The organism is Streptomyces sp. NBC_00986 (assembly GCF_045162565.1).
In the GTDB taxonomy this organism is placed as follows: domain Bacteria; phylum Actinomycetota; class Actinomycetes; order Streptomycetales; family Streptomycetaceae; genus Streptomyces.
On record NZ_CP108733.1, the window covers coordinates 1,886,920 to 1,899,436 of the forward strand.

Genomic DNA, 12,517 nt, shown 5'->3' on the forward strand with positions numbered 1-12,517 from the left:
TGTTACCAGGCGTACGTGACGGTCACGGGGGCCGACGCTGTGTAGAGCTCCCCTGTCGCGCGCAGTTCGAACCACGCGTGCCACTCGCCCTGTTCGGCGGGCAGGACGGTGCGTCTGGTGGGGCCTTGGGGATTCACGAGCCGGTGGCTCCTCGCGGGGTGGGGAGTACCTGGTCGGGAGTGACGACTTCGGTGATGCCCCGCGCGGCGAGGTGTTCCTTGTCGTCCGCGCGCACATCGAGGACGGTCGCCGGGCGGGCTCCGTCGGCGACGAGCCGGAAGTAGGCGTCGAAGACCGGTCCACCGGGACCGCAGCCCGAACGGACCGACGGATCGGCGGGCACGACGAGCGCCGTGGTGCGGACACCGGGTTCGTACGTGGGCTCGCGGGCCGCCTCCGCCAACACCAGCGCGATGTCCTTGGGTTGCCGGTCGTTGGTCAACAGGCCCAGCCCGTACTCGAGTTCGGGGAAGTCGGCGAGGTCACGGGACACGTCGTGCGAGCACCACCAGGTGATGCCCCAGAGGTCAGGGCAGTCAAGGGCGTTGGCGATGGTCGCGGAGGCGAAGTCGGCCGCGTGCTCGGCGGGTACGAGCGGCTGGGGTGCGCCGACCTCCTGGAGCCAGACGGGCCGGTGCGGTTCCTCGGCCCAGGCCTTGCTCAGCTCGATCAGGTACGCGGCGTGGTGCTCGGAGGGAACCGAACTACGGCCGTGGCGTTGGGCGGTGCCGTTGAAGACCCAGGAGTGCACGGCCGTCATCGCACCGTGCCGAGCGGCCTGGGCCGGGGTGAACGGCATGTCGTCCTGGTACCAGGTCGCGTCGTACTCCGCGTGCAGATGCGGCTTGCCGGGCGCACCCTCCGCACAGGCCGTGAGCATCCGCTCCAGCCAGGCGTCGATCTGGTCCTCGGTCGCCCGGTCGGGGTCCGGATGCGGGCCGGCCGAGAACTGGTTGACCTCGTTGCCGAGGGTCATGCCGATGAAGTTCGGGCGATCGGCAAGGGCGGCGGCGAGCGTGCGCAGGTAGGCGGCCTGGCCGTCGAGGACGTCCGGGTCGGTGAAGAGGTTGCGCCGGTGCCAGGTGCGGGTCCAGGCCGGCAGGTAGTCGAAGCTGCTCAAGTGCCCTTGCAGACCGTCGACGTTGACATCGAGCCCGCGCTCACCGGCCGCGTCCACGAGCTGAACCAGCTGTTCCACGGCCTTGGTTCGGATCAGGGTCCGGTTGGGCTGGAAGTACGGCCACAGCGGGAAGACGCGGATGTGGTCGAGGCCCAGCTCGGCGATCGAGTCGAGGTCGGCGCGTACGGAGTCGAGGTCGAAGTCGAGCCAGTGGTGGAACCACCCTTGGCTGGGCGTGTAGTTGACGCCGAAGCGCACGGCAGAAGACATCGGGATCCTGGTTCTGTAGTGCGTACCTGAATGCGAGGGAACGTCAGCCCTTGACCGCGCCTTCGCCGACGCCCCGGAAGAAGTACCGCTGGAGGCAGGCGAAGAGGGCGATCAGCGGTGCCACGGCGATGACCGTGCCGGCGGCGACCAGGCGTTCGTCGTTGGCGAAGGTGCCGTGCAGATAGTTGAGGCCGATGGTGAGCGTGAACTTGGACGGGTCGCTGAGCACGATGAGCGGCCACAGGAAGTCGTCCCAGGCGCCCATGAAGGCGAAGATCGCGACGACGGCGATGGTGCCCTTCACGGACGGCAGCGCGATCCGCAGGAACCGCTGCCACACGTTGGCGCCGTCGACGAAGGCCGCTTCCTCGATCTCGTACGGCAGGTTGAGGAAGGCGTTGCGCATCAGCAGCACGTTCATCGCGCCGATGCAGCCCGGGAGGACCACGCCGATCAGGGTGTTGTTGAGGCCCAGCTCCCGCATGGTGGTGAACTGGGCGATGATGATGCCCTCGACCGGCACGAGCATCGCGAGGATGAAGACGAGGGTGGCGACGCGGCGGCCCCGGTACCGCAGTCGGGCCAGCGCGTAGCCCGCGAGGGCCGAACCGACGCAGTTCGTCACGACGTTGCCGGCGGCGACCTTCAGCGAGTTGAAGGCGTAGTCCCACACGGGGATGGTGTCGGCGACCCGCTTGTAGTTGTGCAGGGTGGGGTGTTCGGGGAGGAAGGTCGGGGGCGAGCTGTAGATGTCCTCGGTCGGGCCCTTGAGCGAGGTGGAGAGCTGCCACACGAAGGGGCCGACGGTGATGGTGAGGACGATCAGCAACAGCGTGTAGCGCAGGGCGAGTTCCCAGACGCGGATGCGGCGGCCGTGCTCGTCGGTGATGCGTGGTTCGCGAACCGCCGTCTCCTGGACGGGCCTTGTGCGCTCGATGACGCTCAAGCGTCCTCCTTACGGTCGGCCCGCAGCACGAGCAGCATCAGGGCGACGGTGACGACGAAGACGACGACCGAGAGCGCGGAGGCATATCCGACGCGGCCGGTGAGGCCGGTACCCGTGCGCTGGACGAGCATCACGAGGGTGGTGTCCTCACCGGCCGGTCCGCCGCTGGGACCCGCCATCAGGTAGACCTCGGAGAACACCTTGAAGGCGGCGACCGAGGACAGCGCACCCACCAGCACCATCGTGGAACGGACGGCGGGCACGGTCACCGTGAAGAAGCGGCGCACCGCCCCCGCGCCGTCGACCGACGCGGCCTCGTGCAGTTCGCGCGGCACGCTGGCGAGTGCGGCCAGATAAATGATCATGTAGTAGCCGAGGCCCTTCCAGACCGTGACGGCCATGGCGCTCAGCAGGAGCAGCCACTGGTCGCTGAGGAAGCCGATCTGTCCGACGCCGATCGTCTCCAACAGCGAGTTGACCAGGCCGCGTTCGTCCAGCAGCCAGACCCAGATCAGTCCGACCACGACGATCGAGGCGACGACCGGGGTGTAGAAGGCGGACCGGAAGAAGGTGATGCCGGGAATGTTCTTCTGCACCAACAGGGCCAGCAGCAAAGGAAGTACGACCAGTGCCGGCACCACCCCGACGATGTACAGGGTGCTGTTGCGCAGGCCGGTCCAGAACATGTCGTCGTGCCACAGCTCGCGGAAGTTGGCGAAGCCCACGAAGTGGCCCGGGATCAGGGTGCGCCGGTCCGTGAAGGAGTTGATCACGGTGGAGGCGAAGGGATACAGCACGAAGGCGCCGACGACGAGCAGCCCGGGGGCGGCGAACAGCCAGGGGCTGGTGGGCAGTTGGCGCCGCACGCGGGACACGTCGGCCATGAGGACTCTCAGCCTTCCTGCTGGAGCAGCGTGTCGCACTGCTTGACAGCGTTGTCGAGAGCCGTCTTCGGGCTCTCCTTGCCCTGCAGCGCCTTGGCGACCTCGTTGCGCAGCGCGGTCTTCATCTGCTCGCTGAACAGCACCGGCGTGTAGTTGACCGCGTTCTTCAGGGACTTGGCGGCGGCGATCCGTACCCGGGTCTCGTCGGTGCCGTCCTCCTTGGTGAAGTACGGGTCGTCGAGGGAACCGGCGGTGCTCGGGAAAATGGCGACCTTCTTCGCGAACGACATCTGCTGCTGGGCGTCGGTGACGTAGTGCGCGAAGGCCACGGAGGCCGGGGTGTGCTTGGTCTTGGAGTTGACCATCACGCCCATCACGTACATGTTGACGTGCCCGGTGCTGGTGATCTGATCGGTGATGCCGATGTTCTTGTACAGGGTCGGCGCCTGCTTCTTGAAGTTGTCGAGGTCCAGGGCGCTGCCCGGGTTCATGGCGACGGCGCCGGTGAGGAACTTCTTGCCGGACGACTCGGGAGTGGCGGTGAGCGCCTGCGGGTCGAGGGCCTTCGCGTCGTACAACTCCTTGTACTTGGTGAGGAGTTCGATGCCCTTCGCGTCGTTGAAGGCGAAGGCGGTACCGGCCTTGTTCATCAGCTCGACGCCGTAGCGGCCGAAGTCCTCGACGGTGGGGACGTTGGCGAGGGTGGCGACCTTGCCGTCGGTCTTCTTCGCCAACTGGAGTGCCTGGGCGAAGAGTTCGTCGTACGTCTTCGGCGGCTGGTCGGCGTCGAGTCCGGCCTGCTCGAAGAGGGACTTGTTGTAGAAGAGCGGGCCGGTGTTGAGGTACCAGGGGAAGGCGTAGGTGCCGGTCATGCCCGGTATCTCGTGGCTGGCCCAGGCACCCGGCAGGTACTCGCTCTTGTACTTCGCGGCCGACTTGTCGAGGTCGAGCGCGAGGCCCGCCTTGGCGAGAGGGGCGACGAGGTCCGGGGAGACGTTGACGACGTCGGGCAGGGTGCCGCCGGCGGCGTCCGCGCTGATCTTGTCGGCGTAGCCCTCGGCGGGCTGGTCGATCCACTTCACGTGGGTGCCGGGGTACTGCTTCTCGAAGCCGGAGATCACGCCCTCGAAGTACGACTTGAAGTTGGCGCGGAGGTTCCAGGTCTGGAAGGTGATGTCGCCCTCGACCTTGCCCGAGGCGTCGGTCGATCCGCCGTCGTCTCCCCCGGAACCGCAGGCGCTCAGCGGCATGAGGACGACGGCGGCGGCAGCTGCGGCGAAGGCTCTGCGGGAGATGCGCACGGCGAGTGGCTCCTTTGCCAGTGGGGTTGGCTGATCGTGCCGGGGCAGACCTTGCACGGTGTTCACGGGGCCCGTCAATGGATTCCGCTCAGCTAAATTCATTAGTTGGCCGGATCCGGCCAACTGCACTGGTCAGCGAGGTGTGTTCGCATTCTTGCGGTGGATCACTAATGCGCTTTAGGGTGTGCGGACTCAAGCGCATTAGTGCGCGGCACCTGCGGAATGGAGAGCGGGCTTGTCAGGCAAGCGGTCGCCCGCGCGTCGGCCGACGATGAAGGACATCGCGCAGCGCGCCGGCGTGTCCGAGAGCGCGGTCTCCTTCGCGCTCAACGGCCGGCCCGGCGTCTCCGAGATCACCCGCGACCGGGTCCGCCGCGTCGCGGAGCAGCTGGGCTGGCGGCCCAGTACGGCGGCGCGGGCGCTGTCCGGGGAGGGCGCGGCGACGGTCGGTTTCGTCCTCGCCCGGCCCGCGGACACCCTCGGCGTCGACTCCTTCTTCCTCCAACTCGTCTCGGGCATCCAGGAGGTGCTGGCCGAACGCCATCTCGGTCTGCTCTTCCAGATGGCCGAGGACGTCGAGGACGAGTGCGCGGTGTACCGGCGGTGGTGGGCCGAACACCGGGTGGACGGCGTCCTGGTGGCCGATCCCCGCACCGCCGACCCGCGGCCCGACCTCCTCGATGAACTCGGCCTGCCTGCCGTGGTGATCGGCGGCGCACCGGACGAACGGCATCCCGGTCTGTCGACGGTGTGGGCCGACGACGCGGGCGCGATGACCTCTGTCGTCGACGAGTTGTACGCGCGCGGCCACCGGCGGATCGTGCACATCGCCGGTCTGCCGGGCCTCGCGCACACCGAGCGCCGTATCCGCGCCCTGCGCGCCGAGGCCACCCGCCGCGGGCTGACCGAGGTCCACTCGGTGACCACCGACTACTCGGACGCGGCCGGTGCCGCCGTCACCCGCCGGGTCCTCGAAGTCGCCGCTCCCCCAACGGCGTTGATCTACGACAACGACGTGATGGCCGTCGCCGGGGTGGCCGCCGCGACCGAACTCGGCTTCTCCGTACCGGCGGACGTGTCGGTGGTCGCCTGGGAGGACTCCGCGCTGTGCCGCATGGTCCGGCCGTGGCTGTCCGCGCTGTCCCGGGACAGTGTGGAGTTCGGGCGTACGGCGGCCCGGGAGTTGACCGCTCTGCTGGACGGCGGTCCGGCGCGCACCGTGCGGGTACCGGTGCCGCGGCTGATCGAACGGGACAGCACGGGACCGGCGCGGGCATGAAAGGGGGCGTGTCCCCCGTTTCGAGTCCGAATCGCCGGACACCGCCGGGTACTTCGTGTGAGGCTTTGCCCATGACCTCCGAAGACCCGCTGGCCGACCGGCTCCAACTCGACCGGCCGCACTCCGCCCGTGTGTGGAACTTCCTCCTGGGCGGCAAGGACAACTACGCCGCCGACCGCGAGGCCGGCGAGATGATCGTCCAGATGTTCCCGGACATCGCCCTGCTCGCCCGCCTCCAACGCCGGTTCCTGGTGCGGGCGGTGCGCTACCTCGCCGAAGAGGCGGGCATCCGCCAGTTCCTCGACATCGGGACGGGCCTGCCCACCGTCGACAACACGCACGAGGTCGCGCAGCGCATCGCGCCCGAGAGCCGCATCGTGTACGTCGACAACGACCCGCTGGTGCTGGTGCACGCGCAGGCGCTGCTCACCAGCACTCCGGAGGGCGCCTGCGCCTACGTCGACGCCGATGTGCGCGACCCCGAGAGGATTCTCGAAGCCGCCGCCCAGACCCTGGACTTCAGCCAGCCGATCGCGCTGACGATGCTGGGCATCCTGGGGCAGATCCCGGACTCGGACGAGCCCGAGGCCGTCGTGGCCCGCTTCCTCGACGCGCTGCCCCCGGGCAGCTATCTCGCGCTGACCGACGGCACCGACACCAACGCGGCGCTCAACCAGGCGATTTCGGTGTACAACGCCAACTCCGCCAGTTCCTACCACCTGCGCAGCCCCGAGCGGATAGCGGCGTTCTTCGACGGCCTCGATGCCGTCGAACCCGGCATCGTCCCCATTTCACGGTGGCACCCGGAGCCGGTCGACGTGGGCCGTGATCCATCCGTCGAGAACACGATCTGCGGCATCGGCCGCAAGGCCTGAGCGCCAACACCGAAGAGGGGCACCAAAGTTGCCGGTGCCCCTCTTTGTCGTTCTGTGCCGTTGGGTCAGATCCGGAACAGCGCCCAGACCGTCTTCCCGCCGCCCGTCCGCAGGTTCCAGCCCCACGACTCGCTCAGCGCGGAGACCACCTGCAGACCGCGCCCGGACTCCGCGAACTCGTCGGGGTGCCCCTCCACGGGTATGCGATCGCTGTCGTCGGTGACCGCGCACACCGCGTACGGCAGCCGGTCCCACACCGCGAGCCACAGCGAAGGCTGCGGTTCCACAAGGGAGTTGGGCGCGCGGCCGTAGCGCAGCGCATTGCTCACCAACTCCGACACGGTGACCGTCACGTCGTCGACGAGTTCGTCCCCGGCCCGGTCGGCGAGCGCCGCCCGGGTGAAGTCCCGTGCCACCTGGGCCGATTGGGGCATCGGCGGCACGACCAGAACGGAACAGAGGGCGGGGTCGCGTCCGTCGCCGACGGCGGGGACCAGGGTGACGGTCCGCCCCGGCTCGGGCGGGCCCACCTGGTCGACGGCCCGGCACAGCCACTCCCAAGTCCCCTCGATCCGCAGGGTGTCGACCGGTCGTACGACTTGCTCTGCGGACATCGCGACCCCTGAGACCCCTGGGAGAGAACAACTGCGCGCACTACACCTGTCCGGAGCATCGTCCTCCGCCTGACCCTGCAAGCGCAAGTGCATCGGCAATTACCGCTGCAATTGCAGACGATCTTGCGAGCGGTCGGCCCGAGGGCTATCGTCCTCCACATCACCAATGGATGCAATTGAAGCTGCAATTGCATTCGATCTTCCGGGGGAGCGATGAGGCCTCACATAGAGCACGCGAACGGCATGTCGGCGACCCTGCTGAGCGACGCGCAGTGGCGCAAGAGCCACCACAGCAACCCTGAAGGAAACTGCGTCGAGTTGGCCGCGCTCTCCGACGGCCAGGTCGCCGTACGCAACTCGCGCCACCCCGAAGGTCCGGCGCTCGTCTACACCAGCGCCGAGATCTCCGCGTTCGTCCGCGGTGTGAAGGACGGCGACTTCGACGGCCTACTCCCCGGCCGCTGAGGTCAGGCAAACCCGCGGATCGGCCGGAAGGCGCCGGACACAGGCCGGCACCTTCCGGCTCCTTCACTCCCTGCAGTTATCCGGAACCTCGGTGCTACGATCCTCTTTTGAGTCCCGAAAACTTGCGGACGGTATCGGCGCGACCGCCGAGGGGATGAACATGACTGCAGCTCAACCGGAATACGCTCCCTCGGGTTCGGACGTGCTGAGCCTTCAGCGCGGCGGTCCGACGGTCCAGCGCATCATGCTGGGCACGCGCCTGCGCCGCCTGCGCGAGTCCCTCAACATCACCCGGGACACGGCCGCTTCGGCGATACGCGCCTCGGACGCCAAGCTCTGCCGCATGGAGCTGGGCCGCGTCGGCTTCAAGGAGCGCGACGTGGCGGACCTGTTGACCCTGTACGGCCTCCAAGAGCCGGATGTGCGTGAGGAGTTCCTGACCTCCGCCCGCCGAGCCAACGAACCCGGCTGGTGGCGCGCGTACGGCGACGCCTTCCCGACCTGGTTCGAGCAGCATCTGGGGCTGGAGGAGGCCACCTCCCTCATCCGCACCTACGAAGTCCAGTTCATCCCGGGCCTGTTGCAGACCGCCGGGTACGCCGAGGCCGTCATCAGGCTCGGCCGTCCTGTCGACACCCCGGACGCGATCCAGCGCCGCGTCGAACTCCGCATGACCCGGCAGGAGTTGCTCACCAGGCCCGGCGCTCCGAAGCTCTGGGTCGTGGTGGACGAGGCCGCACTGCGCCGTCCGCTCGGCGGAGCGGACGTGATGCGCGAGCAGCTGCGGCACCTCATCGAGACGGCCGCCCTGCCGAACGTCACGCTCCAGGTGCTGCCGTTCCACGTGGGCGGCCACGCGGCCGCCGGCGGTCCGATCACCGTGCTGCGCTTCCCGGTGCCGGACCTGCCGGACATCGTCTACCTCGAACAGCTCACCAGCGCCCTCTACTTGGACAAGCCCGAAGAGGTCGACCGCTACCTCGCGGTCATGGACCGGCTGAGCATGGTGGCCTCACCGGCTCCCGAGTCGGTGACCTTCCTGGAGAAGCTCCTCACCGAGATGTGAGGACAGGCGGTTTCCGGCCGCCGCTCAGACCCGCGACCGGTACAGCCCGAACTCCGCGATCTTCACGGCGTCCCGGGCCGCCGTCACGCGAACTCGCCACCGCCGGGCGCGTACAGGGGCGGTCAGCAGCAGGATGCGGCTCGCGCCGATCGTTCCGGCGCGGGTGACCTCTGTCCAGGCCCCGTCGACGTACGCCTCGACCACGAAGGCCTCGACCTGCTGGCCGTAGCGCCGTATGTCCTCCGCCAACCGGACGCGGTCTACGGCCTGTTCGGCGCCGAGGTCGACGGTGACCCGGCCCGGCGAGACGGCCGTCCGGGCCCCGTGCGCCAGGTCCTCGGGCAGTTCCCGGTCCACACGCTCGCGGAACTCCCGCAGGCGCGCCACGTCCGGGGCCGCCAGCAGGCCGTCCGTGTCCGGTGGCACGTTGAGCAGCAGGACCGCGTTGCGGCCGACCGAGCCGAAGTAGATGTCGATCAACTCGTCGACGCTCTTGGGGACTTGGTCCGGGTGGTAGAACCAGCCGTCGTGGATCGACACATCGCACTCGGCCGGCCACCACTGGAGGTAGTCGGTGTCCGGCTGCGCCGAGACGAGCGCGCCACGGCTGCCCTCGTCGGGGGTGTCGTACGACAACGCCCAGTCCGTGCGCCCGTACTGCTCCTCCTTGACCGGGAGGACGCTCCACTCGTCCTCCCGCGCGATACCGCCCTCGTTGCCGACCCAGCGCACGTCCGGGCCGGTCACGGCGATCGCCGCGTCCGGGGCCAGCGATCTGACCAGGGTGTACCAGCTGTCCCAGTCGTAGTCCTCGACGTGGCCCGGCGGGATGCGTCCCTGGGCGCCGTCGAACCAGACCTCGTCGATCGGGCCGTACTCGGTCAGCACTTCGTAGAGGGTGTTGAGCATATGGGCGCCGTAGTCGGTGGCGTCCAAGGTGTAGTAGGCGTCCGGGGCACGGTCGTCGCCGTCCACGAGGGCCGGGATCGTACGTGTGGTGCGTGCGCTGCCGTTGGCGTAGACGCCGTGGAGGTACTGGTTCTCGTCGGCGGGCGAGAGGTAGACGCCGGCCTTGAGGCCGTACCGCCGCATGGAGTCGGCGAAGGAGCGCAGTACGTCGCCCTGGCCCGCACGCCAACTGCTGTACGCGACCGTGTGGTCGGTGTAGCGGGAGGGGTAGAGGACGAAGCCGTCGTGGTGCTTGACGGTGAGGATGGCGAGCTTGAAGCCGCCGTCGCGCAGGGCGCGGGCCCACTGGTCGGTGTCGAGGCCGGTCGGCTGGAACACGTTCGGGTCCTCGTCGCCGGTCCCCCACTCCAGGCCGGTGAAGGTGTTCACGCCGAAGTGCAGGAACGCCGTCCGCTCCAGTTGCTGCCAGGCCACCTGCCGTGCGGTCGGCCGGACTTGGGAGGCCTTGCGAACCAGCTCGGCCTCGGTGTCGTCGGGGCTGACAGGGATGCGGGAGCGGGAGTCGGTCGGGGGTGGGGTCGCCGCGAGGGCGGATGCCGTGGCGGTGCCGGTCGCGGCGAGCGCGGTGGCCGAGAGGACGAAGAGACGCCTGGAGAGGGCCATGGGGTGGGACTCCTCTGGTTGCTCAGTGGGCGGTCAAGTGCCAGATGGCGGGGCGGTGTTGGTCCGGTGGGTACTGCACGAGCCGGCCGTCGTCCGCGACGCTCAGCGCCATCTGCGTGATCGCGTTCACGAGTCGATAGCCGCCCGCCGCGGGCGCCAACTCCCAGCGCTGCATGGTGTTCGCGGCATCGCAGAACTGCGGGGTCGCCGAAACCCCGGGCTGGAGCGGCACGTTGAGGGTGAGCTTGCCGCCCTGCACCTCGAGGCAGCCGTCGGCGGTCCGCAGCGTCGCGTAGCCGTCCGGCGTGCGCTGCACCGCGGCGTCGAAGGAGGCTCCCTCGGTCCGGAATGTGTACGTCCCGTCCGCCACCGGTACCCGGGTCAGGTCCCGCCACCCGGGCGCGTGCCCAACTGCCGTACCCCGGGCGGTGAATGCCGCATACGTGGCGTCGGGATGCGGATCGCCCCAGGTCGCCTGGGCGAGGTGCCGTAGCGCCGGCTCGGTGTCGGCGGTGACCTCGTTCTCGGTCTCGCCACGGCCGTTGTCGGGCCAGAGGCTGATCTTCGCGCCGGTGATGCCGTTGCTGGAGGTGAGTTTCTCGCCCTCGAAGCTGCGGGGGTCCCAGCTCTGGTCGTAGAGCGCCTCGGTGTCGCTGTGGAAGCCGCCGCGGACGAGGTAGAGGGAGTAGGCCGCGTTCATCAACGGGTAGCCCTGGGCGATGAGTCGGCTCGGTTTCTCCGTGACGTTCAGCCAGTGCTCGACCGTCGTGCCCGCCGCCACCGGCACGGTGTTGGCGCCGGTGAGTCCGTCGTTCCAGATGCGCAGCTTCTTGCCCTTGCTCGCGGCGTAGCCCCGGACGCGGTTGATGAAGTCGATGTAGGCGTCCTGCGGGGTGGCGTTCGCGCCGTACTTCTCCCGGGCGTAGCGCAGCATCTGCGGGTACTTGGAGTAGTCGGAGCCGAGCATGTACTCGTCGGCGCCCATGTGCCAGGACGACGCGGTGAAGACCTGCGCGCACTCGTCCATCAGGCTCGTGTAGTAGTCGAACGCCGCCTGCTGGGTGACGTCGAGCCGGGCGGGCTGCTTGTTGCCGTCGCTGTCGGTGAGCTGGAGATCGGGACGGTTCTCGATCCACGGGTCCATGTGGCCCGGGGAGTTGATCTCCGGGATGATCTCGACGTGGTACTTGTCGCCGAGGGCGACGAGGCGGCGCATCTCGTCCCGGGTGTAGTAGCCCCACGTGTTCGCCTCGGGGTGCGCGGCACTCTTCACCTTGAGTTCGAGGAGCAGCTGGTTGAGCTTGTGGTACGCCATCTCGCGCACCAGGTTCTCCAGCCAGGGCAGGGAGACGTGGATGTAGCAGGCGCAGACGCCGACCCCGCGTTCCCTGTAGCGCGGTACGTCGACCGTGCGTCCGGCGGGGATGTGGTCACCCTGCGCGAGGAGTTGGAGGAGGGTCCGGGTGCCGTAGAAGGCGCCGGTCTCGGTCGCGCCGGTCACCGACAGCCGTTTGCCCGCCTGGAGTTGATAGCCCTCCGCGCCCAACGAGCCCTTGGTCGGCCGGACTTCGATCACGATGTCGCCGGGGCGGGCGGCACCGCCACGTACGACAGGAACCGTTCCGTGACCGGCCGCCTTCAGGTCGTCGGCGAGGGTGCCGGCGACATCGCGCTCGCCCTTGCTGTCGGCCACGAGGCGGGTTCCGGGCCTGAAGTCGTAACTCCCGGGTTCAGGCGTCCAGTTGGACAGCGCGGGCACGGTCACCGGCACCGGCTGCTCCGGCCCCTCCTGGACCGCGACCGCCGGTACGGGTACCGCGAGCAGTGCGAACACCGCCGCGAAGCCGATGAACCGGAACCGTCTCTTCCTGCGCTCAGCCATGCCACTCCACCGGTCGCGATTGATCGGACGACTGATGATTGGACTGCTCTCAGGGGCTGTCAATGGGCGGTGGGAGCAGTCAAGTTGAGCCATTGATCGGATGACCAGCAGCTCAGTCGGCCCCCGCCCGGTACCGCCTCGCGAAAAGTCCAAGAAGACGGCCTCAAATGTCCAAGGCCGGAAGCCCTTGGTTTCCACGACCGGTCAGCTCTCGACGGACCGCCCCGGCCGAGGCACAGTTCT

At 68.7% G+C, this 12,517-nt stretch carries 12 protein-coding genes; 4 read left to right on the forward strand and 8 right to left on the reverse strand.

Annotated features, from left to right (window positions below; genetic code table 11):
* Positions 1 to 2 precede the first annotated feature (2 nt).
* The 5 genes from OG504_RS08340 to OG504_RS08360 are packed head-to-tail and all read right to left on the reverse strand — an operon-like array spanning position 3 to position 4,521.
* A complete protein-coding gene (locus OG504_RS08340; RefSeq protein WP_405989171.1) occupies positions 3 to 137 on the reverse strand; it encodes a hypothetical protein in 135 nt (44 codons plus the stop codon).
* A complete protein-coding gene (locus OG504_RS08345) occupies positions 134 to 1,390 on the reverse strand; it encodes a glycosyl hydrolase (protein ID WP_405989172.1) in 1,257 nt (418 codons plus the stop codon). The genes OG504_RS08340 and OG504_RS08345 overlap by 4 nt, the downstream gene beginning before the upstream one ends.
* A gap of 43 nt (positions 1,391 to 1,433) precedes the next feature.
* Entirely contained in the window at positions 1,434 to 2,336 is a 903-nt protein-coding gene (locus OG504_RS08350; protein ID WP_405989173.1) for a carbohydrate ABC transporter permease, read from the reverse strand.
* Entirely contained in the window at positions 2,333 to 3,220 is an 888-nt protein-coding gene (locus tag OG504_RS08355; RefSeq protein ID WP_405866112.1) for a carbohydrate ABC transporter permease, read from the reverse strand. The genes OG504_RS08350 and OG504_RS08355 overlap by 4 nt, the downstream gene beginning before the upstream one ends.
* A gap of 8 nt (positions 3,221 to 3,228) precedes the next feature.
* Positions 3,229 to 4,521: an ABC transporter substrate-binding protein gene (locus tag OG504_RS08360; protein ID WP_405989174.1), complete on the reverse strand. Its 1,293-nt coding sequence runs from the start codon at positions 4,519 to 4,521 to the stop codon at positions 3,229 to 3,231.
* Between the two features lie 271 nt (positions 4,522 to 4,792).
* Here OG504_RS08360 and OG504_RS08365 point away from each other — a divergent pair, with 271 nt between their 5' ends.
* Both OG504_RS08365 and OG504_RS08370 read left to right on the forward strand, forming a co-directional pair.
* A complete protein-coding gene (locus tag OG504_RS08365) occupies positions 4,793 to 5,800 on the forward strand; it encodes a LacI family DNA-binding transcriptional regulator (protein WP_405996279.1) in 1,008 nt (335 codons plus the stop codon).
* Between the two features lie 71 nt (positions 5,801 to 5,871).
* The gene (locus OG504_RS08370) at positions 5,872 to 6,675 is read left to right on the forward strand and encodes an SAM-dependent methyltransferase (protein ID WP_405989175.1); all 804 of its coding nucleotides are present in this window, start codon (positions 5,872 to 5,874) and stop codon (positions 6,673 to 6,675) included.
* A 65-nt stretch (positions 6,676 to 6,740) separates the two neighbouring features.
* Here the strand turns inward: OG504_RS08370 and OG504_RS08375 are convergent, their stop codons facing one another.
* The gene (locus OG504_RS08375) at positions 6,741 to 7,289 is read right to left on the reverse strand and encodes an ATP-binding protein (protein WP_405989176.1); all 549 of its coding nucleotides are present in this window, start codon (positions 7,287 to 7,289) and stop codon (positions 6,741 to 6,743) included.
* A gap of 213 nt (positions 7,290 to 7,502) precedes the next feature.
* On the opposite strand from OG504_RS08375, the gene OG504_RS08380 reads away from it, so the two are divergent.
* Positions 7,503 to 7,754 carry a DUF397 domain-containing protein gene (locus tag OG504_RS08380; RefSeq protein ID WP_033279071.1) on the forward strand — a complete coding sequence of 84 codons (252 nt, stop codon included), beginning with the start codon at positions 7,503 to 7,505 and terminating at the stop codon, positions 7,752 to 7,754.
* Positions 7,755 to 7,914: 160 nt separating this feature from the next.
* Entirely contained in the window at positions 7,915 to 8,820 is a 906-nt protein-coding gene (locus OG504_RS08385) for a helix-turn-helix domain-containing protein (RefSeq protein ID WP_405989177.1), read from the forward strand.
* 24 nt (positions 8,821 to 8,844) lie between these two features.
* On the opposite strand, the gene OG504_RS08390 is transcribed toward OG504_RS08385, so the two are convergent.
* Together OG504_RS08390 and OG504_RS08395 are read right to left on the reverse strand one after the other, a co-directional pair.
* On the reverse strand, positions 8,845 to 10,392 hold the full coding sequence (locus OG504_RS08390; RefSeq protein WP_405989178.1) for an alpha-L-fucosidase: 1,548 nt from the start codon (positions 10,390 to 10,392) through the stop codon (positions 8,845 to 8,847).
* 22 nt (positions 10,393 to 10,414) lie between these two features.
* Positions 10,415 to 12,274 (reverse strand): family 20 glycosylhydrolase, encoded by a 1,860-nt coding sequence (locus tag OG504_RS08395; RefSeq protein ID WP_405989179.1) that lies wholly within the window; start codon positions 12,272 to 12,274, stop codon positions 10,415 to 10,417.
* Positions 12,275 to 12,517 lie beyond the last annotated feature (243 nt).

Coding starts and splice junctions, on each gene's coding strand:
- OG504_RS08365 (WP_405996279.1), top strand. CDS start 4,793: ATGAAGGACATCGCGCAGCGCGCCGGCGTGTCCGAGAGCGCGGTCTCC.
- OG504_RS08345 (WP_405989172.1), bottom strand. CDS start 1,390: ATGTCTTCTGCCGTGCGCTTCGGCGTCAACTACACGCCCAGCCAAGGG.
- OG504_RS08390 (WP_405989178.1), bottom strand. CDS start 10,392: ATGGCCCTCTCCAGGCGTCTCTTCGTCCTCTCGGCCACCGCGCTCGCC.
- OG504_RS08370 (WP_405989175.1), top strand. CDS start 5,872: ATGACCTCCGAAGACCCGCTGGCCGACCGGCTCCAACTCGACCGGCCG.
- OG504_RS08380 (WP_033279071.1), top strand. CDS start 7,503: ATGAGGCCTCACATAGAGCACGCGAACGGCATGTCGGCGACCCTGCTG.
- OG504_RS08375 (WP_405989176.1), bottom strand. CDS start 7,289: ATGTCCGCAGAGCAAGTCGTACGACCGGTCGACACCCTGCGGATCGAG.
- OG504_RS08355 (WP_405866112.1), bottom strand. CDS start 3,220: ATGGCCGACGTGTCCCGCGTGCGGCGCCAACTGCCCACCAGCCCCTGG.
- OG504_RS08395 (WP_405989179.1), bottom strand. CDS start 12,274: ATGGCTGAGCGCAGGAAGAGACGGTTCCGGTTCATCGGCTTCGCGGCG.
- OG504_RS08385 (WP_405989177.1), top strand. CDS start 7,915: ATGACTGCAGCTCAACCGGAATACGCTCCCTCGGGTTCGGACGTGCTG.